Origin of the sequence: Dickeya chrysanthemi NCPPB 402, from assembly GCF_000406105.1 — a bacterium.
Classification (GTDB): domain Bacteria; phylum Pseudomonadota; class Gammaproteobacteria; order Enterobacterales; family Enterobacteriaceae; genus Dickeya; species Dickeya chrysanthemi.
Genome location: NZ_CM001974.1, coordinates 3052428 through 3073563 on the forward strand (window position 1 = coordinate 3052428; position 21136 = coordinate 3073563).

Annotated in this window: 27 protein-coding genes and 2 pseudogenes; 21 read left to right on the plus strand and 8 right to left on the minus strand. The window is 51.5% G+C overall.

Annotated features, from left to right (window positions below; translation table 11 throughout):
* Window positions 1-758: 758 nt before the first annotated feature.
* A complete protein-coding gene (locus DCH402_RS13405) occupies window positions 759-1004 on the plus strand; it encodes a helix-turn-helix domain-containing protein (RefSeq protein ID WP_012769232.1) in 246 nt (81 codons plus the stop codon).
* Window positions 1005-1267: 263 nt separating this feature from the next.
* Here DCH402_RS13405 and DCH402_RS13410 read toward each other — a convergent pair whose 3' ends face one another.
* Window positions 1268-1555 (minus strand): helix-turn-helix domain-containing protein, encoded by a 288-nt coding sequence (locus tag DCH402_RS13410; RefSeq protein ID WP_040001591.1) that lies wholly within the window; start codon window positions 1553-1555, stop codon window positions 1268-1270.
* A gap of 104 nt (window positions 1556-1659) precedes the next feature.
* Here DCH402_RS13410 and DCH402_RS13415 point away from each other — a divergent pair, with 104 nt between their 5' ends.
* The gene (locus DCH402_RS13415) at window positions 1660-1914 is read left to right on the plus strand and encodes a helix-turn-helix domain-containing protein (RefSeq protein ID WP_040001593.1); all 255 of its coding nucleotides are present in this window, start codon (window positions 1660-1662) and stop codon (window positions 1912-1914) included.
* Window positions 1915-2000: 86 nt separating this feature from the next.
* Window positions 2001-2249 carry a helix-turn-helix domain-containing protein gene (locus tag DCH402_RS13420; protein WP_013318578.1) on the plus strand — a complete coding sequence of 83 codons (249 nt, stop codon included), beginning with the start codon at window positions 2001-2003 and terminating at the stop codon, window positions 2247-2249.
* Window positions 2250-2547: 298 nt separating this feature from the next.
* Here the strand turns inward: DCH402_RS13420 and DCH402_RS13425 are convergent, their stop codons facing one another.
* Entirely contained in the window at window positions 2548-2835 is a 288-nt protein-coding gene (locus DCH402_RS13425) for a helix-turn-helix domain-containing protein (RefSeq protein ID WP_040001596.1), read from the minus strand.
* A 133-nt stretch (window positions 2836-2968) separates the two neighbouring features.
* Here DCH402_RS13425 and DCH402_RS13430 point away from each other — a divergent pair, with 133 nt between their 5' ends.
* The 5 genes from DCH402_RS13430 to DCH402_RS13450 all read left to right on the plus strand — a co-directional run bounded on the left by DCH402_RS13430 (window position 2969) and on the right by DCH402_RS13450 (window position 5110).
* A complete protein-coding gene (locus DCH402_RS13430; protein WP_013318581.1) occupies window positions 2969-3247 on the plus strand; it encodes a helix-turn-helix domain-containing protein in 279 nt (92 codons plus the stop codon).
* A gap of 113 nt (window positions 3248-3360) precedes the next feature.
* Entirely contained in the window at window positions 3361-3618 is a 258-nt protein-coding gene (locus tag DCH402_RS13435; RefSeq protein ID WP_012769229.1) for a helix-turn-helix transcriptional regulator, read from the plus strand.
* A gap of 494 nt (window positions 3619-4112) precedes the next feature.
* Complete coding sequence (locus DCH402_RS13440) at window positions 4113-4307, plus strand: AlpA family transcriptional regulator (protein ID WP_012884167.1); 195 nt, start codon at window positions 4113-4115, stop codon at window positions 4305-4307.
* Window positions 4308-4323: 16 nt separating this feature from the next.
* Window positions 4324-4908 (plus strand): DUF2857 domain-containing protein, encoded by a 585-nt coding sequence (locus tag DCH402_RS13445; protein ID WP_040001599.1) that lies wholly within the window; start codon window positions 4324-4326, stop codon window positions 4906-4908.
* On the plus strand, window positions 4898-5110 hold the full coding sequence (locus tag DCH402_RS13450; RefSeq protein WP_040001601.1) for a TraR/DksA family transcriptional regulator: 213 nt from the start codon (window positions 4898-4900) through the stop codon (window positions 5108-5110). The genes DCH402_RS13445 and DCH402_RS13450 overlap by 11 nt, the downstream gene beginning before the upstream one ends.
* 543 nt (window positions 5111-5653) lie before the next feature.
* On the opposite strand, the gene DCH402_RS13455 is transcribed toward DCH402_RS13450, so the two are convergent.
* The 5 genes from DCH402_RS13455 to DCH402_RS22640 form a co-directional block, all read right to left on the minus strand.
* Complete coding sequence (locus DCH402_RS13455) at window positions 5654-6712, minus strand: hypothetical protein (RefSeq protein ID WP_040001603.1); 1059 nt, start codon at window positions 6710-6712, stop codon at window positions 5654-5656.
* A gap of 254 nt (window positions 6713-6966) precedes the next feature.
* Window positions 6967-7605 (minus strand): hypothetical protein, encoded by a 639-nt coding sequence (locus DCH402_RS13460; protein WP_040001605.1) that lies wholly within the window; start codon window positions 7603-7605, stop codon window positions 6967-6969.
* A 65-nt stretch (window positions 7606-7670) separates the two neighbouring features.
* Window positions 7671-8243, minus strand: coding sequence for a helix-turn-helix transcriptional regulator (locus DCH402_RS13465; RefSeq protein ID WP_040001607.1), 573 nt, complete (start codon window positions 8241-8243; stop codon window positions 7671-7673).
* A gap of 51 nt (window positions 8244-8294) precedes the next feature.
* Window positions 8295-8531: a hypothetical protein gene (locus DCH402_RS21475; RefSeq protein WP_071604714.1), complete on the minus strand. Its 237-nt coding sequence runs from the start codon at window positions 8529-8531 to the stop codon at window positions 8295-8297.
* Window positions 8532-9209: 678 nt separating this feature from the next.
* Window positions 9210-9371, minus strand: a complete 162-nt coding sequence (locus DCH402_RS22640; RefSeq protein WP_161624077.1) for a hypothetical protein — start codon at window positions 9369-9371, stop codon at window positions 9210-9212.
* 456 nt (window positions 9372-9827) lie between these two features.
* Between DCH402_RS22640 and DCH402_RS13475 the strand changes: the two genes are divergently transcribed.
* The 12 genes and pseudogenes from DCH402_RS13475 to DCH402_RS13525 all read left to right on the plus strand — a co-directional run bounded on the left by DCH402_RS13475 (window position 9828) and on the right by DCH402_RS13525 (window position 20199).
* Window positions 9828-10064 (plus strand): hypothetical protein, encoded by a 237-nt coding sequence (locus tag DCH402_RS13475; RefSeq protein ID WP_040001609.1) that lies wholly within the window; start codon window positions 9828-9830, stop codon window positions 10062-10064.
* Window positions 10065-10133: 69 nt separating this feature from the next.
* Window positions 10134-10781 (plus strand): lytic transglycosylase domain-containing protein, encoded by a 648-nt coding sequence (locus tag DCH402_RS13480; RefSeq protein WP_040003599.1) that lies wholly within the window; start codon window positions 10134-10136, stop codon window positions 10779-10781.
* 19 nt (window positions 10782-10800) lie between these two features.
* On the plus strand, window positions 10801-11076 hold the full coding sequence (locus DCH402_RS13485) for a TrbC/VirB2 family protein (protein ID WP_033581363.1): 276 nt from the start codon (window positions 10801-10803) through the stop codon (window positions 11074-11076).
* Between the two features lie 10 nt (window positions 11077-11086).
* On the plus strand, window positions 11087-13834 hold the full coding sequence (locus DCH402_RS13490; protein ID WP_040001611.1) for a VirB4 family type IV secretion/conjugal transfer ATPase: 2748 nt from the start codon (window positions 11087-11089) through the stop codon (window positions 13832-13834).
* A gap of 24 nt (window positions 13835-13858) precedes the next feature.
* On the plus strand, window positions 13859-14575 hold the full coding sequence (locus DCH402_RS13495) for a TrbJ/VirB5 family protein (RefSeq protein WP_040001614.1): 717 nt from the start codon (window positions 13859-13861) through the stop codon (window positions 14573-14575).
* Window positions 14576-14585: 10 nt separating this feature from the next.
* The gene (locus tag DCH402_RS21480; protein ID WP_012769218.1) at window positions 14586-14810 is read left to right on the plus strand and encodes an EexN family lipoprotein; all 225 of its coding nucleotides are present in this window, start codon (window positions 14586-14588) and stop codon (window positions 14808-14810) included.
* Window positions 14811-14821: 11 nt separating this feature from the next.
* Complete coding sequence (locus tag DCH402_RS13500) at window positions 14822-15850, plus strand: TrbL/VirB6 family protein (RefSeq protein WP_040001616.1); 1029 nt, start codon at window positions 14822-14824, stop codon at window positions 15848-15850.
* Between the two features lie 220 nt (window positions 15851-16070).
* A complete protein-coding gene (locus DCH402_RS13505) occupies window positions 16071-16754 on the plus strand; it encodes a VirB8 family type IV secretion system protein (protein WP_040001618.1) in 684 nt (227 codons plus the stop codon).
* Window positions 16751-17645 (plus strand): annotated as a pseudogene (virB9, locus tag DCH402_RS13510) (P-type conjugative transfer protein VirB9). Before DCH402_RS13505 ends, virB9 begins: the two are co-directional and overlap by 4 nt.
* Window positions 17642-18850: a VirB10/TraB/TrbI family type IV secretion system protein gene (virB10, locus tag DCH402_RS13515; protein WP_040001619.1), complete on the plus strand. Its 1209-nt coding sequence runs from the start codon at window positions 17642-17644 to the stop codon at window positions 18848-18850. Before virB9 ends, virB10 begins: the two are co-directional and overlap by 4 nt.
* Window positions 18840-19856, plus strand: a complete 1017-nt coding sequence (virB11, locus tag DCH402_RS13520) for a P-type DNA transfer ATPase VirB11 (protein WP_040001620.1) — start codon at window positions 18840-18842, stop codon at window positions 19854-19856. Before virB10 ends, virB11 begins: the two co-directional genes overlap by 11 nt.
* A 40-nt stretch (window positions 19857-19896) precedes the next feature.
* A complete protein-coding gene (locus tag DCH402_RS13525; RefSeq protein ID WP_040001621.1) occupies window positions 19897-20199 on the plus strand; it encodes a TrbM/KikA/MpfK family conjugal transfer protein in 303 nt (100 codons plus the stop codon).
* A 36-nt stretch (window positions 20200-20235) separates the two neighbouring features.
* Here DCH402_RS13525 and DCH402_RS22645 read toward each other — a convergent pair whose 3' ends face one another.
* Entirely contained in the window at window positions 20236-20715 is a 480-nt protein-coding gene (locus DCH402_RS22645) for a hypothetical protein (protein WP_161624078.1), read from the minus strand.
* Between the two features lie 203 nt (window positions 20716-20918).
* Here DCH402_RS22645 and DCH402_RS13530 point away from each other — a divergent pair.
* Window positions 20919-21136 (plus strand): annotated as a pseudogene (locus tag DCH402_RS13530) (MFS transporter); the annotation flags it as partial.

Genomic DNA, 21136 nt, shown 5'->3' on the forward strand with positions numbered 1-21136 from the left:
GGTCTTGCTCCTTGTTGTTGAACGGTTAGTGTAACTTCAGTGTTCCTGAAGCAATTCCCATGCCAATTCATATATTGTTGTTTTTAAATACAATTCACTTAAGTCAAATTTTCCCTAAGTCAAATTTGAGCAAAAAGTTGCGCAGACTTCCCGAAAAAACGGCATCCATTGCTCAAACAGGGATTTATGCTGGAAAGTGAGCAAGAAGTTGCGCAGATTTTGCATTTGTTCTGAAAGTTTGACTTAGTGCTGAAATCAGATCGATTTTTGAAAGATTTTGTCGATGAATAACGGGTATGATTGAAAATTAATTTCGATATTAATCGTGGTAATAATCCATGTCTGTTACCGATTTCACGAAATGTGGGTCGGCACTCGCGTTTAATCATCAGTGCGGTAGCGATGGCAAGAACACAGCCCCGCTATCCTTCAATCCTTCGCTCATTGAGAGCCTCCAATAACAGATCAAGTTGTTCTGAAAGGATAAAAGAGAGATTATCCCGAATTCCTTGATGGTCAGAATCAATCAGCAACCATATCAACACCCGGCAACGGTAAATCAACTCAAGCGCACATGGCGGCGGAAGTGGATCGTTATACATCGCAGTTACCCCCCTCTTTAGCTGGTAGGAACAACCAGACTGTCCGATATCTCCTAATGAATGGATCGTTGCTCTCCTGCAAAGTCTGACTGGCTCAAATTATTATGGGTCGTAAATGCCGTGGAGACAAGTTAAAGGACGCGAGATGATAACTAAATGCAAAGAGTTTCCGGAAAAAACGATCCTGCTCACGCCTTGCCACTTTTGGGACAAACTATCCGTCAGCGGAGAGAACTTCTTGGTTTGTCGCAGGAAAATCTGGCAAGTGCCACAGGTATTGATCGCAGCCACATGGGCCGAATCGAGCGGGGTGAACGCAACGTTACCCTGCTGAATTTATTACGTATTGCGGATGCGCTTGAATGGAGTCTGGAACAGCTTTTTGCTGCCGCCAAACTCTGATGCAATTACAGTTGATGGCACAAACCTGTACTATCAAAGTCACTCCCCCCTATCATGCATTTCCTCCGTCATTCCCCCTCGGCTTATTGCGTTCGACGAAAACCAATCGGTATCTCTACGCCTCATGAACGAAGACTGGCCCGATATCATCGGGCCACAGGGTGCAGAGATAAACTAAAGCTGAACAGAAATCACACTGACAAGTGTGATTAAACATGGCTGTTGTTGACAGCCCTTCTCGGCCCGGTTCGATACGGGTGCAGCTAACTGTCGGCCGGGGGATATTTTTCCTGATCAGACCGGGGTCGAGAACGTGGGGTGCGTGGGATTAACCGCCCCTGTTCGTCAAAATAGCGGCTCGGCCAAATCTCATAGGCCGGTACTCCCAATGCATCAGCAATCAGTTGCTCCCCTTTAGGCCACGGACGGATAAGCGCATTACCCAGCGTTGAGGAATTCAACCCCGCCGCCCGCGACACGGCGGCCATCGTGGTTCCCCGTTTGTGAAGCCCGGCAATGATGTCGGCAGAATGCCAGTCGATTTTGTTCATGTCAGTTGCTCCTCCTGATAACAAGATGATGTAATTATCCCATTTTGGGATAATTACACGAACAACTGATATTCGATCTTGGGATATTAGTCAAGGTTAACGGCATGGCATCTATTTATTCATTTGAATATCAGATAATTATAAAAACACTACGCGAGGCCAGAATCAGAAATGGCATGACCCAGGAAAATCTGGCCAGTTTTTTAGGTCGGCCTCAATCCTTTGTCGCTAAAATCGAGAATGGAGAACGCAGGCTCGATGTGGTTGAGTTTGTCCACATCGCACATCTGCTGTCCGTAGATCACTCCGCTGTTTTAGAGAAAATAGTTATTAAAATACACAAAGATAAATTTAAATAACCAAAACCTGCCAACCATAAAATCCTATTTTGGGATAAACCAATAAGCGACAGATATTTGATCCTAAATTTTGTGGGATCAAATAGATGGCTTCCATTTACTCTGATGAATACCAACTTGTTATCAAGACATTACGTGAAAAGCGTATTGCCAGAGGGATCACACAGGAGAGCTTAGCGCAGGCGATGGAGCGCCCTCAATCATTTATTGCCAAGGTTGAGAATGGAGAAAGAAGGCTAGACGTTGTGGAATTTATTCATATCGCCCGCTTACTTTCACTGGAGCCAGCCAGCATCATTGCCAAAATCCCGGCGAAATATAAACCTCTTGGCTGAGAACTGGCCTGCACTGCAACAGGATAAACGCAGTGCAGGCTGTAAGATTCCCCGGCGGACGCCGGGCCCCCATAGCTGATTTCCCATCACCAACGTGCAAACGGCATTCGCTACTAAGGGTGATATGCAAGGTAACCCGGCAGAAACAGGCGGCCTGATGGCATCGGGCCACAGAGTACAACGTGTAGGATAACCGTTTAAAAACAACGTTGAACGGCACTCACACCGACAAGACGATCAGGCACTATCGGGACATTCCTATAACAGCCCCTTATCGCCCCGGTGAACACACGCGCAGCTACTTGTCGGCAGGGGGGTATTTCTCCTGAGCAGACCGGGGCCGAGAACGGGGAGAGCGTGGGATTAACCGCCCCTGTTCGTCAAAATAGCGGCTCGGCCAAATCTCATAGGCCGGCACTCCCAGCGCCTCGGCAATCAGTTGCTCCCCTTTAGGCCACGGACGGATAAGCGCATTACCCAGCGTTGAGGAATTCAACCCCGCCGCCCGCGACACAGCGGCCATCGTAGTTCCCCGTTTGTGAAGCCTGGCGATAATGTCGGCAGAATGCCAATCGATTTTAACCATTTGATTTACCTCATTCAAAGACTTGAAGTCCGATAAGGATAAGTGGATGAATGTTATCTTTAGTAAGTCTAAAGATGATTCATCTTAAGGAATGCTAAAGATGATGTCAATATAACCAATAACAGGAAACGTTATGGTTCCGCAGCGTCTAAGAGCCGCAAGAGAACGTGCAAAGATTTCACAGGAAGAACTGGCGATAGCCGCCGGGATTTCTGAGGAGACGGGCTACTCAAGAATGTCACACTATGAGAATGGCAGGCACAAACCAAAATTTGAGCTGATATGCACGTTTGCCAAAATACTGGATGTACCAGAAGGATACTTCTACACGCTGGATGACAGCTTTGCTGAAGCCATGCTTGAGCTGCATGCTGGCGAATTGGTTCAGTGGAGAAAAGACACATCTAATTAATTGAAAAAATTAGCGATCCCTATAAATACCAATCACCATCTTTATGAACTCTAAAGATAAATTCTATTGAGCAATGCTAAAGATCTCCGTGAAATCCTCATTGGAAACACGGCATGATCCCCAAAAGACTCAAAGAAGCACGCTTACACGCTAAACTCACTCAGGAAAAACTGGGTGTACTGGCTGGGCTTGAAGAAGCTACGGCTTACTCACGCTTGTCTCATTATGAAAACGGTACGCACAAGCCGACCTTCGAGCTGGTGTGCGAGTTTGCTCGCGTACTGGACGTACCGGAATGCTATTTCTATATAGTGGATGATCAGTTTGCGCAAGACGTGCTTGAGTTATTTCGAAGCAAGAGGAGTGGTTAGGATTAGGTTCTGTCTTTTAATTTGGCAACCAGCGGTTCTCAGCGTATAGCGGGTACTGGCTTTCATCAGTCAATAGAACATGCTGGTCACCAATAGCGAGTTCAGCGTCAGGCTCCCCCAGCGTGTATTCACCCCGACTTCCGCACCTGCCAGACTGGCGATAATGGCCGACCAGTCAATAAACATACCTTGTCAGATCAATATGACCCGGGTGGCAACAATACAACCGCCTATAAAGAGTTTGCTATAAACATCGTGGTAGCAGAAAGGTCATCGGCACCCAGCCGTCATCGGAAAAATTGCACCGAACCACGTGAAAGACTTCTTCTGGTCAAATAAACGCTGAGTTATAGAAAAACAATTCCGCGATATTGTCTAAAAACCCGTATTAAGGATGGTGATATCCGTAATACGGGGTCATCAACTTTTACTCCTTCCCTCGCTGTGTTTTTTTGTCTTCTCCGGGCATACGCCATTCTGCACTGGAGGAACCTATGTCATCTCATCAGTTATTGCGTCTGAGACAAGTGGAAGAAAAAACCGGCCTGAAGCGCTCGCAAATCTATTTGTATATGAAAGACGGAACCTTTCCGGCCTCAATAAAGATTGGTCCCGCCAGTGTGGCCTGGCTCGAATCTGAAATTGACGAATGGATTAACTTCAAATTAGCCAACCGCTTAACGCGCTGATGGAGGATATCGTCTTATGATCCCCTCACTGAATTACGCGGTGTTAACACACGCCCTTGCTGCGCTCAAGGACGGTAATTTTCGTTATTGTGAGACGTTAGGGTTCACATTTGACGAATTAAATGCCCTCAATCAGCTCTCCCTCGACGAACTGTTTATCGTCAGCCGGGCATCGGCGCAATTTATGGCGGTCACTGTCCGCCATGACGCCCTACAGCAGATTCTGACGTTATCCCGCAAGGAAGCGCTGCGCCAACAACAGATTAACCGGGCCATCAGATTGGGAGGATCAATCGCTCTCCTGCACCACTTTTTTGGCCTCACCTCAAACGAGGTCTGCACTCGTCGCCGGTTATTGGGCGTCACCATCCCTTATGGCCGAACGCCTATCCCCGATGAAACCACTGATGCCGAAATCTGGCGGTTATGGCAGAAAAGTCGACCTGAAAACCTTGAAACGCCTGATGCACTGGAAGTGATGATGCAGATCACTGAAGCGTTGTCCTCACGGAAGGAAGGACCTTCGCTCACCGTTGTTTGGAACCGTATCACCCTTTGCGAAAAGGAAGCACCGAACAGGAGGACATCACATGCCAGATGAGATCGATCGCGATCAGGAATTTAATGAGCAACGACTGGAAGAAATGATTGAACAAAATCGTTTTAAACCAGCCAGCACCCCCTCATTACATTACTGCCGCCTGTGTGGTGAGCCTATTCCCGAGCAGCGGCGGCAGACTCTGCCGGGCGTAACAACCTGCACGGAATGCCAGGCTATTATTGAGCAACGTCAGCGGTTATAGTATGAAAATATACGTGCAGAGAAACGTTCTTCTCTGCGCGATCTTTATTATCCCAATAAATATCATGCATATTATACGCAATATAATATTAAACAGAAAGCTGTTACGATTATTACCTATCTGCATTAGCTCAGATGTGATCTGAGCTCTATATTAGAGTACGATTAGACCTAACAGTCGGCAACGAGCTAAAAGTAAACGTTTGCTTTACAGCATTTATTAAGGCTATCCCAGATCAGCGTACCCGGCATAGATTAATCACTCACGCAAACCTGACGCATAAACGTCACCATATAACCTGCATTCCAACCGAGTGGATTCGCGTTTGAACTCTGCACTGAAATATCTTCTTTTCATTGGGGTACCAGTGTTGTTCTGAGGTGAGTATATCACCTCTGTTCAGGTGGCTAAATTCAGTAAACCACTGTAGTTCCACTACAGGGCAATGATGATTATCCGCTCATCATTGCCCTGTAGTGTAATCAAGCTTCCGCTTCCAAGGCCTGTCCATCACAGCCTTAGAAGCACTAAGGCGTTGAAGAATTATTCGTAATTAAGCTCACCGAATAAGCCGAACATCAAATCACCGTCCAGAATTTCGAAGGGAAGCTCGACATATTCATCCTTATGCCTCGGAAGTGCTTTACCGTCATTCGGAGCGTTCCTGGTATAGCCTTTAACGTATTCACCGTTTTCCTTCGTGTACGGAAGAACAACAATCCAGCCATGATTTTTGGAAATAATTGTTCCTGCCTTCCAGATTGCATTCCCCCTTGAGGTGCTCTCGCTATCGTTTACCTCTTTAACACTCCACCCTACCTGGTTCTTGTCCTCGTACCAGAAAACGTAGCTGCCTACGACGAGTACCTTTTGCCCGTTCCTTCTGGCGTCATCCAACATCCGTTTTACGCTGGCTAGTTGTAGCAGCTGGTTGGCGCGTGGAAGTAGCATTGAGCGAATAGCTGATTTGGTTTTGCCCCAATGTGCTCCACCTGGCAACCCAAAGCCCCTAGCGATACGTTCCTGATAGCAGATTTTTGCCGCTCTTGAATGGATGTTGTTCGACCACTCCCAAGTATTATGGCTAGCGAGTCGAAGACAAACCTGAAAGTTAGGGAGAAAAACGTAACGCAGATAAGGCATCTCATTCAGAGAGTCGAGCAGAGGCTGGCGTATGTTTTCTCCTTCAGGCTTGAGAATTAACTCCTCTGGTAAAATACACGGATCGTTGGCGTGTCTTCTGACGGCTTCTTTGAGCATCATCTGCTCTTCATCCATCAGCCGCATTTTAGCGGTGAGCGCCTTATCCACTTTTAAACGTAATGACTCCTTTTCAGACAGAGATAGAGGGAGTTTATCAATGTCAAAGTCGACGTTTTTGTTCAGCTCTACTGCCGCTTTCCGCGCATCAGTGTAATCATCATAGTCGTCACTAAATGCATGGCTTGGCATACCGCGATCCACGTAGCGCCGATGCCAGGTAAGGGTTCCATCGGTTCGAAACTTCAGACTGTACATCGACCAAGTGCTTCTTTCGTATCTGGGTTGCGGCCAGAAAGCAAGCTCTGGAAGACCATATCCAGGAAGACGGTTCATTCGCATAGTGATGATCCCCACGAGGATTAAAAGCCGATTTTAACACGCTCAGCTTTGGCAGAACTGACGACAAAATAATGTTTTGGAAATAAATGGAATTTCGAAGCTCTGAGAGTTAGTTTGATAAACTGCTTCTGTATATATAAATACTAAGCTCCATATTTAATATATAAAGCAGAAGGTCTTGAACAGCTCTAACCCTGCCCCGAATATGAAAAAACCTCAGTTTGGCGTGTTTAAATATCATTAACGTTCAAAAATCAAAACTCTAATTTAATCACTTGAACAAACGTTTTGCATAGTTGCGTTGGAACAATCGCCCCACCATCCCATCCACCGTTATTTTTCCCTAAACCTGCATTGACTATTGCAAGCAACATAGCCTCGTCCAGATTTACGGTCTCATGAAAAGTACTGCGGGAAAATTGGGGTAAATTATCTATGTCAAAAGTCGGAATTCTTTCAAGAGCTACAAGTAAACGGCGCAACTCAAGAAATTTAATCTCTTCTCTGGAAAATGCTTTGAGGAAAGTGGCAGCTATCTCTGGCTTTCTCTCACTTTCCATCCTATCTATGATTTCAATTAATCTCGCACCCGCCTTACCAGCAAACTTATCATTCTCATTTAAACGGTCGATCATTTTGATTCTTTCAGCATCATCATGATCAGCAAACGCAGTTAAAAACCGCACCAACTTTTCTGTTAACAACTGGTCACGAAAGGTGCCAGCGGTTTTATAAATTGCGACAAGAGTATTAATAAAGGGAATTGACTCAAGTGCTTTCGATTCTAGCAATGAATCAATACCGAGTTCGGCGTATTCTTTTCCAAGTTCGCTTATAGAACTACCTTTCAAAGCGCTCACTAATGCCGAACCACGTTTGGTATCTTTTGCCATGTTCCCTCAATTACGCTTAAAAACGGCAAATTAAATGTGAGAATGGAGCCAGACGCGATAGATGACTATGCAACTACGTTGTGGCGTTGTTCAATGAGTGAATGCGCGATTGATCCCACTTCCTGAATATCTCCGAATGCTCTCATTCGCAGAGCAAGGTTCCACTTGCTCAATGTGTGAGCGTTGCGCACCAGTTGTTCTCGAGCCTTTGCGTCTTTGCTATCGAGACGACCGCAGTCGCTCAACCATTTGGCGACTTCTGACCAGTCCCAGAGTGGTGACTGACCGCTAATGCGCTGAACAGGACAAGGGAAATCGCCTTTGCCGCGTAAGCCGTCTTTAAGCAGAGTAATTGCTTGGCGGGTTAAGCCAGAGAGTTGAGCAATGTCGCTCAAACCGACCAGAGCAGAGTCTATCGACTCAACTACTGCGCCAATGCCTGCCGTTTCAATATTGTCGATGGCCGATTTGATTGCCTGGTCTAAAGATTCAGCTTCTCGGTCAAATTCTACATACACTGAGCTGCCGTAGTAGCATATGAGAGCGTCATCGCAACCGTTGGTGTACAGAGCGTCTGCGAGCCCCTCTGTTTCCATCTGAACGCCTGATAAAGTCAGTGTGAAGTTATAGAGTTCCATTTGGATACCCTCGTCAAAAAGGCGGTTGCCCGCCTTGGCTAAAAAACCGAATCAATCCTTTGGTTTATTCGGGGTACAACGGTCGACCTTTCTGCGGATCTGTCTTGCATGCCTTTCCGGGTCTTTTGGTGTGCTGTTTACGCTCATCGCGTGAGTACGTCCATGTTCGGCAATTCCGCATTTGATTGTACAGAAGGGATGCCCTGTCGCTTCTTCAACGATCCAGCCCTTTTCTTCTGCATAACGGAGTGCGTCACGTACTTCTTTGTTAGGGTGCTTCTTACTCATTAGCCTCCTAGTGTGCTAATAATAGTCAATGTGTTAACTTACGTCAACACTCTTGGCAATACCGAGCGATGAGGCGTTAACACCCCCATACAGTGCGTCTACGGCCACACAGTACTGACGCAAGGGTATCAGAATACTCTCTATTTTCATCAGTCTGCCTTCACAATCCCCTCAACTTCTTTGTGTCATAAACTCCATCGGCTATCAGCTTCATGATAAAATTGATATAGACACATAGCACCGTCAAAGACGTCTGCCGCGAAGCGCGAATATCCGAAGTCCCGTATTACAACTTGAAAAGCCAGATTTTGTGGTATGAAATCTTCTGACATCAAAAAGATGAGAGATCTTGAGGATGAAAATCAACGGCTGAAGAAACTGGTGGTCGATCTGAGTCTGGACAAGGAGATACTCCTAAAAATCCTGAAGCAAAAGTTATGAAGCCAGCTCAGAAGCGCCTAGAGGTGTATTTTCTGCGGGAGGCTTATTGTATCAGCGTCCGGCGGAGATGCGGGTGATCTTACCCACCATTTGTGGACAGCCCAAAGCGTTCATAAAGCTGAAATAACATCAGCGCGAAGGGTTACGCGTCACTCGTTAAATGATTAAAGCAGCTGTGTTAATGAAGGAAGTCGTCCGGCCTTCTTCAGTTTTTGTATTTACTATCAACCAGTTATATTATTCGTGATTGACAAGTCCGAACATGACCTGGGCGTTATTGCGGTTTTCATCACCGGGAGCGTCCTTTGACACAACGTCAGGACGCTGCTGTGTCTGGTTCTGAACAGCACTGATCCTGTTTTCAAGCCACTTGATCTCTTCCGGGAAAACAGCCTGCATAACGAGTCATTCATTGTTGGAGTTCTTCAGGCACTTAGCCGTGGTGCTGTGATTAATGCCACCCAAGTGCAGGTAAAGTCCGTTTGGCACAAAGCAGCCTGCCAGATTAGGTATGTCCCTAAGCCAAAAACCTGCCATCTCAACCCCAAGCCAATACACCCCACCACTCAATAATTACCTCACTATACATTTTCTCTCTTATTTCCTTTTTGACTTTCCCATTTCCCACCCGAATGAACTATTGCACGCTAACCCTGCCACCTTCCCCTGGCGAGCGTGATGGACGTGTAGTCATCCGGGGCCGGTATTGCTCTTTAACAAGTTGGGTCGGGCTGTCACGTAACCACAATTCAGGGTGCCGCTGAATGTTCTCGCTGACCCGTTGAAACCGGAATGCAGAATCGGGATGTGACCTATTAAGTTAATTCACCATGAGTTTTTATTAAAGGAAACACCATGCGAAAACCTACCTATCACGTATTTGTCACGCAGGAAAGACCACCCGATTCACACGGAGAAAAAAACACATTCTGGACCAAGGTCGGCGTGGCCTTCGCCCATCACGGTAAACCCGGATTGAATATCGTCCTGACACCCGGCCTTGCCGTCTCCGGTAAGCTGGTGCTTCTCGAACCCCGGGATGACAGCGACACACCACCAGCGGAGCCCGGCACGATGAACGCCCAGCCGTAACGCGCCTTTCCCCCGCCATCGGGTTACCTGATGGCAATCTGTAACCTGAATGACGTCACCGAGGCAATCATGCTTTCCCCGACAGCCTTTCTGGCGGCGGCGATGCAGTGTGCCGCCAGCATTCACCCATCCACCGCGTTTGATGTGGCAAAGGTGGAATCCGGCTTTAATCCTTACGCCATCGCTGAGATTGTACCAAAGCAAGAGAGAACCACCGGCAGCGCAGGGGTCATTTCCCATCAGCCCACCCGCGATGAAACGGCCGTCAACATCATCAACCGGATAGAGGCCAGGGGCCGCCGCTATTCGGTCGGGCTGATGCAAATCACCAGCACCCATTTCCGGCATTACGGCGTGACGGCCCTGGCGTTGTTAGACCCGTGCACCAATCTGTCTGTTTTTGAGCGCATCCTTACCGACTGCTACCGACGCGGCGGCACGCTGCAACGCGCACTCAGTTGCTACTACGCCGGTAATTTCACTGCCGGTCATCAGCCGGAATCCGCCTTCAACCAGACCAGTTATCTCCAGCGTATTGGCTATGCCGTCCCGTCAACGCGGGAAGACCGCACGCGTAGTACCACCAGCCAGGCCACGTCAGCAATTCATTATCCGGCCACCGTGCTGCGCGGTGAGCTTGCCGACACCACTACCCCGGTTTCGACCACCCTGCGCTACCCCAACGCCGTCCTTCGCGGCGATATATCCCCCCTGTGAACCATGAGGAGAGATGACGATGCAAAAACGTAACGACTTACCGGCCTTTTTCCCCGCCTTCATTTCCGGACAGGCGCTGGCGGCAGGCAGCGGATTTACCAAAGCCAACGACACGCTGAGCAACACGTCCACCGGCCTGCTGGGGCTGGCCGCCGTCACCATCACACTGGCCACCATGTGGGTGGGTTACAAGGTGCTGTTTGACGGTAAAAGCCTGCATGACATGCGCAACGTCATTATCGGGGCCATCCTGATCGTCGGCGCATCCGGCTTTGGTGCGTACTGGGCATCCTAGGGGAAAACCGATGACCACCCTGAATAAAGCGCTCACCCGGCCTGCCGCCATTATGGGCATTCCCCTCGTCCCGTTCGTTCTCGTCAGCGGGGCCATCGTCCTGCTGTCGGTTTACACCCGCTATTACCTTGCACTGCTGCTGATCCCGGCCTGGCTGGAAATGCGGGCGAAGGCCCGCGCTGATATCCATTATTTCGGGTTGTGGTGGCTGGCGTTTAAAACCCGTGGCCGGTTTGCCACCAATCGCTATTTCGGTGCGACGGCGATGCTGGCAAGCCAGTATGACGCCGTCGATATTTCGGAGTTTACCGACAAGATGAAATTAAACGTGCGCATCACGCTGGATAAATACATCCCCTACTCTTCCCACCTTCACCCGCACGTCATCAGAAACCGCCACGGTGATTTCGTCGCCTCCTGGGAGCTGGGCGGCACCCTGTTTGAATGTGAGGATGAACATCACCTGACGCTGATGACAAGCCATCTCAACAACCTGATCCGCGCCTATGAAGGGATGCCGGTCACGTTCTATATTCACCGAATACGGGAGACCTATCAGGATACATTCGAGGCGACCTCGGGTATTCCGTTTTCAGACGAAGTCGCAACACGCTATTACCGGGCACTCAACGCGAAGCCGCTCTGGCGGCATCGGCTGTTTTTCACCATTTGTTATGCGCCCTTCTCCGCGCTGGAGAAAAAGGCCATGAAGACACAGCCCGCCGGAAAAAGGCAGGCGGCGCTGGATCAGGCGCTGAAGATCATGCTGGAGCACCATGCCGCACTCGGCAGCGCGCTGTCACGCTATATGGCGACCCCTCTGGGAACCTATGAGGAGAAAGGACGAGTCTACTCCTCGCAACTGGCGTTCTACCATCGCCTGATCACCGGCCAATGGCAGCCGGTGGCGGTGACACGCTCACCGTTTTACCTCACGCTCAGTACACCGGATGTGTTTTTTACCACCGATACCGCCGAATGCCAGACCGTCGGCGGCTCCCGGTTCTTCCGCAGTCTGGAAATCAAGGACTATTCGCCGGAGACCGCGACCGGCCTGCTGGATGCGCTGTTGTATGCCAAAAGCGAGTACGTACTGACGCAGTCTTTCACCTGCATGGCGCGGGATGAGGCACAACACCATATCCGGCTGGCGGAAAAACGGCTGAACGCAACCGACGATGACGCACTGTCACAGCGTGAAGAGCTGGTTGTCTTGCGCGATCTGCTCCAGTCCGGGCATGTGTCCTGCGGAAAATACCATTTTTCCCTGCTGGTGTCCTCAGCCAGTGCCGATCAGGTGGTCAGGGAGACCCACGCGCTGGCCCAGCCGTTTACCGACCTCGGTATCATGACCTCGCTGTCTACGCTGTCGTTACCTGCCGCCTATCTGGCTCAACTGCCCGGCATGTATACCTTTCGCCCCCGGCTGGTGGTGGTCAGCAGCCAGAATTACGCGGATCTGGGCAGCCTGCATAACTTTCACCCTCACAAGCGCAGCGGCAACCCGTGGGGCGACGCCATCGCCATTCTGACATCACCCGGCGGCGGAGGTTATTACCTGAACCTGCACGACAGCCAGGTCGGGCGGGATGACTTCAACGAGAAAACGCCGGGGAATACCGCCATCATCGGCAAAACCGGCTCAGGGAAGACCCTGCTGATGACGATGATGCAACACCTGATGCAGAAGTACCGCCACCCGGCGACATTTTCCGCTGCGGCCCCCGGTAAACGGCTGACTACCGTTTACTTTGATAAAGACCGCGCCGCCGAGATGTCGATCCGCCAGATGGGCGGGCGTTACTTTCGCATCCGCACCGGTACGCCTGCCGGGTTCAATCCGTTTTCACTGACGCCAACCCGACGCAACATCAGCTTTATCAAGCAATTGGTCCGCATGTTGTGCCGTCGCAACGGCAAACCGCTCGACCCACGCGATGAGGCGCGCATCAGCGCCGCCGTGGATACCCTGATGCTGGACTACCCGCCGGAATTGCGCCGTTACGGGATAACCCGGCTGCTGGAGGTGTTGCCCGAACCGCCGACCCGCGAGGCCAGAACCAACGGGCTGCGCATCCGTCTGAAACAGTGGGCGCAGGGCGGCGAATTCGGCTGGATTTTCGATAACGCGGAGGACAGCTTTAACATCGGCGAGAGCGATAACATCGGCATCGATGGAACGGAATTTCTGGATGACGACGACATCCGCGGCCCGATCACTTTTTACCTGCTGTTCCGCGTCACCTGCCTGCTGGACGGTCGCCGGTTGGTGATGTTCATGGATGAATTCTGGAAATGGCTGGCGGATGTCGAGTTTTCCAGATTCTCCCTCAATATGCTCAAGGTGATCCGTAAACTGAACGGCATTTTTATCCCCGCCACCCAGTCCCCCGATGAAATTGTCAGGCACCCCATCGCGCCCGCGATTATTGAGCAGTGCAGCACGCAACTCTTTCTCGCCAATCCCAAAGCCAGCCGGGCGGATTACGTAGAGAAAATGAACGTCCCCGACAGCGTGTATGACACCGTCCGTCATCTGGACCCGGGCGAGCATTATATGGTCATCGTGAAAACACCGCTGCACGCCGGTGAAACCCGGCCCTTTGTCGCCCTGGCAAGAATGGATTTATCGGGCCTCGGCAACCTCACCCAATTACTGAGCGGGAGCGAAGACAACCTGAAACGGTTTGATGCGCTTTATCAGGAGGGCATGTCTCCTCAGGACTGGAAAGCGGCCTTCCTTAAACAGGCCATCTGAGATTCACTTCGGAGGTAACTCACCATGCAGACCCGCACTCTCTTTCTGGCGTTCTCGCTCTGGCTGTCCGCACCGGCGATAAGCGCCGGTATCCCGGTGTTTGATGCCGTCAATAATACCGAGTCGATCAGTCAATGGATGCAGAAACTCAAACAATGGCAGGAAACCGTTACCCACTATAAAAACGAGCTGGATGCCTATAAACAGCAATTGGCGACTGCCACCGGGATACGGGATATTCAGGGGTTTCTCCGCGAGGCAAAAAGCCTGAAAGACGATATCGACGCGCTTCGCAAGAACGGTATTTCACTGGATGACCTGCTGACCAATCCAGACGGTTCCTATTCTTCCGCGCTTCAGGGGTTATATAAAAAATACCAATCGTTTGATAGCTGTAACCCGTCCCGCGCATCCCTGCGTTATCGGGACAGTTGCAAACAGCTGTTACTCAATCAGGCACTGGCGATTGAGAATACCCGCGAGGTTCAGGACAGGATGACGGGCACGTTAAACGACATCGCAGACCTGTCTGACCGCATCGCCAATGCCAAAGACTCGAAAGAATCACAGGACCTGGCGAATGCCGTCGCGGCCAAAAGCGTGCAACTGAACGCCCTGACCAGCCAGTGGGAGATGTCTGTCCGGCAGACGGAGCAGCGGGCAACACTGCTGGAGCAGCAACGGCAAAATGCATTCAATGAACAGCAACTTGCCGCGCCGGTTCCTGATTTCAATCATTGAGAGGGCAAGCATGAAAACGTCACTGTGCATTTTTTCGGTTATTTGGGGCGCATTCTGCCTGACAGGATGTGATAACCCCAAATCAACACAATGGTACAAAGCGCACCCGGATGAAATGAACCAGCGATATCAGGCGTGTGAGTCATCCGGGGAAGACTCGCAGGATTGCAAAAATGCACGAGCAGCGCGATTCGAACTCCGTCAGGAAAAGGCCAAGGTTCCCAATTTGAACTAAAGGGGCAATCTATGTCGGGTGGTATGTTTGTTGGAATGAACAACACGATCACTGACGGCCTACAAGCCATACTGCGGGGGCAAACCTCCGTCTATGGCGATATGGTAAGTATTATCGCCGTCAGTTCCTTCACTGTATTTGTCACTTATCAGGGTTATCAAACCCTGGCCGGAAAACGCCAAACACCCGTCGAAGATGTCATGTGGGATATAGGGCGAATGTTATTAATCATGACCTTCGTTTTAAATCTCGATGGCTGGCTGAATTTAGCCATTGCGGCCATTAACGGCTTAAAAGACGGCGTCAGCGGTGATGATAATGTCTGGTCATTGCTCGATACCGTCTGGGAGAAAGCACAGACCATTGGGCAAAAACTTTATCAACAGGATGATTCCGCCTATGTAAAGCTCAACGGCGGTATTGCCGAAATTCTGGTCTGGGGTGGTGTTATTGTCACACTGCTTTTTGGTGCTACGGTTAACCTGTTAGCCGAAATCATCATTGTATTAATGACGACGACCGCGCCATTATTTATTTTCTGCCTGTTGTATGGGTTCCTGATTCCGATATTTAACAACTGGCTGAAAATTATTTTTACGATCATCCTGACGATGATGTTTTCAGCTTTATCAATCAGGATCGTCATTAATTACCTCAATGGTATTTTAGATAAGGCGGTTAATTTTGCCGACAGCGCCAATATCATTACGCTTGGTGTTCAGTGTTGTGTTGCGGGCGTTATTTCCGGCGTCATTATCTGGTTTTCAGCGAAAATTGCCGGTGCATTAGGCGGTGTCGCCGTTCAGGCCACCTTGCAGGGGGCCACCATGAGCGGCTTACGCGGGCTGGCGAGCACGTCGTCTAAGACGGCAAAACCGGCGATGAAAACCGGCGCGGCGGCGGCCCGGCTGGCCGCCAAAGGCAGCCATGCCGCCGGGACACTCATCGCCACGGGCACCGGCAACGCCATCTCCGCCTGGCAAAAGCGCGCCGCCGCCATTGAGAGTATGAAGCGCCTTAACCAACAGCGTCCTCGCTAATTTCTTTCTCACTCCCCAACTCGTCACAAGGTGCCGAGGCAATCGCCGTCGGTACGGCATGTCTGTATCCGTCAACAAGGGCTTTCCATGAAATCCAGCATTGTCTTTCTGATGCTGTGCATCCTCACGGGCTGCACAGGGCATCAACACGACCTTCCGCCGGTATCCGGCGATCCCCAACCGGTCAATTCCCCCGCCATGATTCAGGAGCTGACAACACATGTCTGAAACAGAAAACCTCATTGCGTCATCCCGCAGCTTTGAAGCGGTTCTGCTGGAAAAGGATGAGCGGGAAAAAAAGCGCGCGTGGCGCATGGCGGCAACCGGGTTTGCGCTGGCAGCGCTGACGATAACCGCGCTGATTATTCTGCTGCCGCTGAAAACCACCGACATCGAATTATGGTCGGTGGATAAACAGACCGGGCGCTATGAATACATGACCCGTCTCAAGGAGAAGGATATCGCGACCGAAGCCGCGCTGGCTCATGCGCTCTCCGCCCAGTACGTCCGGCTGCGCGAAGGCTATAACTATTTTGCACTTCAGCGCGATTATGACGACGTGCAGCTCTTCAACAGCGACAGCGTGAACCGGGATTACCTTGACGAGTTTAACGGCAATCAGGCCCCCGACGTCATGTTCAATAAAGCGGAATACGTCGTGTCTGTCGAGATGATTTCCAACATTCACGCCCCCGCCACCGCCCCTGACCACCTGGCAACCTTGCGAGTTAAACGCATAATCCGCCGCATTGCGGATAACACGGTCAAAACGGATATCTGGAACATCCGCCTGACCTACCGCTACCTCCCCCGCAAACAACTGACGGACAGCCAGCGAGAAGTGAACCCATTGGGGTTCATCGTCACCAGCTACCAGCGCGATAAAGAACTGAGGGGGGAATGATGCTGAAAAACACCGTACTGACAGGGCTGATGCTGGCGTCATGCGCCGTCTGGGGGGCCGCGATACCACGCGGCAGCGCCTATGACGGCCGCATACAGCATGTCACCTATGACAGCCAGAATGCCACCGTCGTCAACACCCGCCCCGGCTACCTCACCACGCTCCTGTTCGATGACGATGAAGCGGTGCTCGACGCCCAGACCGGTTTTCCCAAAGGCTGGCGAGTGACCAAAAGCGATAACCGGGTGGACGTCAGCCCCAACCCTGTCACCCAGCCGGTAACGGAGGACAACGGCAATAACGTCAACAAGGTGTTTTTGCCGACCGCCAAAGAGTGGAAAACCAACCTGTTGGTGGTGACATCCCAACGTGATTACAGTCTGGAGCTTAACGTGCTGGATAACGACTCGCCTTCACAGGCCTTCATTATCCGTTTTCACTATCCCGATGAGGTGCGCCGGCAATCAGCGGCGGCCGATGCCGCCCACCGGCAACGCCTGCGTGAGGCACAGGAAAAGCAACAGATTGCGGCCGCTTTCGAGCAGGCCACCACACCGCGAAACTGGCACTATATCAAGCGGGTCGCGGCGGACTCGGCGGCAATTGAACCGGATTTTGCCTACGATGATGGCCGCTTTATCACCCTCGGTTTTTCGCCCACCAAAAATCCTGCCGTCACTGTTTCGGGTCGTTAACCAGCAGGAGCAGACCGTCACGCCCCTAATCACCAAACACGGGAACTACACCGTGATGGTCGTGCGGGGCATGTCGCCACATCTGGTGTTGCGTTATGGACGCGCCGTGGTCGGCATTGAGAATACCGCATTCGGCAACGTCGCCGTCAGCGCTGGTGACACCGTTTCGCCCGCCGTCACGCTGGAGGCCAAATGACAGACCACCCCATCCCGGATACAGCGGAAAAAACCGTGGCTGAACGGGAAGCCGAAGCCCGTGAACGCGCCAGAGCCGCGAGAGAAAGCCAGATACCGGCGCACAACACGCCGCCCGGTCAGCCGGACGTCACCCGCTTTAAAAAACCCGCCAGTCGCCGAACGCTGTGGGTCAGCCTGCTCAGCCTGGCGGTGCTGATGCTGCTGGCATGGCGTGGGGATCGCTTTTTTGGCGCAGTCAAACACAGCGATGACAAGGCGACGGAGACCCAGCCGCTACCGCCGACCGGCGCAATACCGCCTGCGCGTAAAAACCTCGGTATGGACCGTCATCCGTTCGGTCTGTTCGAGCAGAGCAGACCGGAAACCACAACGGATCATCGCCAGACACAGGCTGCCCCGCCACCGCCAGTACCGCCCGCGTTAAACAAGGCCGCCGCCCTGGCCGACGGGTTAAGTCAGGCGTCAGACACCGCATCGGCTTCCCACGTCACCGCCTCCGGCACTGACAAGCAAAAGCCCACTACCGCGCCTGACCCGGAGATAAAAGACACCGCGCCCGGCGTGGTAACCGTCACCCACGTCCGGCGGCTCGGTCTCGATCCCGATCTCTACCTGCCGGTTGATAGCTATATTCCCTGTTCGATGATGCAGCGCTTTGTTTCCGATGTCGGCGGGCGGATTTCCTGCCTCATCAGCGAGGATGTCTACAGCGCCAGTCATCATGTGAAGCTGCTCCCGGCAGGCACGGTCGCCCGTGGCGTCTATCGCACCGGCGCACTGCAACAGGGCCGGAGCCGGATGTTTGTCATCTGGACGGCGTTACGCACACCAGAGCCCGGTAGCCTGCACATTCCGCTGACCGATACCGAGGCCACCGGCCCGTTGGGAGAAGCCGGGATTAGCGGCAGGATCGATACCCATTTCTGGGAGCGGTTCGGCAACGCGTTAATGCTGAGTACGGTACAGGACATCGCCGCTACGGCGGCGAATACAGCGCCGGGGAAAGACCGTAATACCGACTACACCGAGAATACGCGTGCTGCCGCCTCGGAAATGGCGAAAACGGCCCTGGAAAACAGCATCAATATCCCGCCCACGATGTACCTGAATCAGGGGGAGGTGATCGGCATCATGACCGGCACGGATATCGATTTCTCTTCCGTTTATCAACTGCGTCTGAAAAAGAGGTGGTATGAACGCTGAAAACCTGTCGCTGGATTTTATGAAAAACCAGTTATTTGGTGAATTTCTACCACTGGCAGGCCTGGCGGAAATCGCCATTAACCGCCCCGGTGAGATCCACACCAAAACAAATGGTCGATGGCAGAGGCATGAATCGCCGGTCACGTTGCGCCAATGTCATGCCTTTGCCAACGCGCTGGCCTCATGGCATGACGATAATATTGATGACACGTCGCCGATTCTGTCCGCCACGCTGGAGTCCGGCGAACGTATTCAGGCCATTATTCCCCCGGCTTGCGAGCGGAATACCGTGTCCATCACGCTGCGCAAACCGTCATATGCGCAGAAAACGCATCAGTCGTGGATTGAGGCGGGCTTTTATCACCGCGTAACCGGTCAGGAGCAGGCTGAAAGCAACGACGAGGCACTGACCCGCTATTACAGCAGCGGAGATATCCCCCACTTTATTGAAAAAGCCGTCGAGTACGGCAAAACGCTCTTTATTGTGGGGGAAACCGGCTCGGGTAAAACCACCTACATGAAGACGTTGCTGCACTATATTCCGTCGCATCTCAGGCTGACGACGATTGAAGACAACCCTGAAATCCGGTTTTATCACCACACCAATTATGTGCATCTGTTTTACCCGGCAGAGGCCACCGACGAGGCGATTATCACCCCCGGCAGGCTGATACGGGCGAATTATCGAATGAACCCGGACAGAATTCTGCTGGCGGAAATTCGCGGGCGGGAAGCCTGGGATGCACTGAAAATTATCGGCTCCGGCCATGAAGGGCTTATTACCTCCCTGCACGCGGGCAGCCCGGAAGAGTGTATTGAGGGACTCATCGACCGCTGCTATGAAAACCCGGACTGCCACAATATCCCGTTCGATGTGCTGTTACGCAAGGTGCTAAAAAGCATTGATGTGATCGTCAGTATTGATATTCATGGCGACGTTCGCCGGATGAGCGATATTTATTTTAAACCGGTACACCTTCATCACATGAAGGAAATATTCAGATAGACGAACCATTCCCCCCGGCCACCCAGTAAAGGTATTCGATATGAAAACTGTCATACTCACCGCCTTTCTTCTCGGCATGAATGTATTATTTCCCGCCGCCGTAATGGCCGCTGATGCCTGTGAAGTGGTTTTATGTCTGTACGGTAAAACCACCGGAAACAGCGGTGGACATACCTGTCAGTCGGCTGAACGCGCCTTCTTTTCTATTGTGAAAAAGAACCGGCACGGTTTTCTCCCCGGCCAGACTGCCGATGCCAGACAAGCCTTTTTAAACGAATGTGATTTGGCTGCACCGGAAATTATCGACCAGATAATTAGCAAATTTGGCCGAGTGCGTAATTGAATTTAAATAAAAGCGGTAATAACAATATCTGGATTATTACCTCCCCCTGTCAAATCTGGATGGCAAATTCGGCACCAGTCGTGACGGTTTTAGGCGTTTAAATTTCTGCGAATAGCAGAAATTTAAACGTGGTGTAAGGCGAGTAAATTCAATTTCAAAGAAATTGCTAATTTGCGTCGCCGAACCCATCGGCAAACAGCCGCGCCCACGCGGCTTTTGCAGGCCGGGGGGAGCCGCAAAAAATTTGCCGCCCCAGCGAGCAAATAGGCGCGCCCACGCGCCGGTTTTTGTGGGGGGCTTGCCCCGCACACCGTCGCAGCTAAGTCTCCGGCTAAAAGCCGGTAGCGTGGCGCGACCAACCGCTTTGAAGGCGTTTTCCCATTTTTTCGCTGGCCGGAACGGACAACAGAAAAAATAGGCGAAAAACGGCGTCTCAAAGGGGGTGGTCGCGCGTAGCGGGCGACGGTGTGCCGCCGTTGACGTTGGGGGTTTGGGCGCGGCGTCCAGCCACGACATTACCCCCATGCGCCAGGCAATAAGGGCGTCCAGCCCGCATGACCTGGCGCACACCGTTCCGTGCCGGGAAGTAAACTTTCCGGCGCATGGCTGTGAAGAAGCCACCGCATTCGCCTCACCCGATCGCCTCATGACATCGACTCATACGCTGAGGCGAAAGGATGAGGCGATCTCATGAGGCGAGAGCCGACACCGGAGGCACTATGCTGTTAAATAAGCTTGCCGTTTCACTATCACCGATAGTGAACGGAATGCTGGCACTGCTTATATTTACGCAACAGCATCAACTGATGCTGGCGTTATTATCGGGGCTGACGTTACCGTTTTTCGCATCAATGAAAAGCGACGAACGACAATCAGCCCCGTTCTGGAAAAAGGGAATTATCGCTTTTTCCCTGCTGTGTTTTCTGTTTGGCACCAT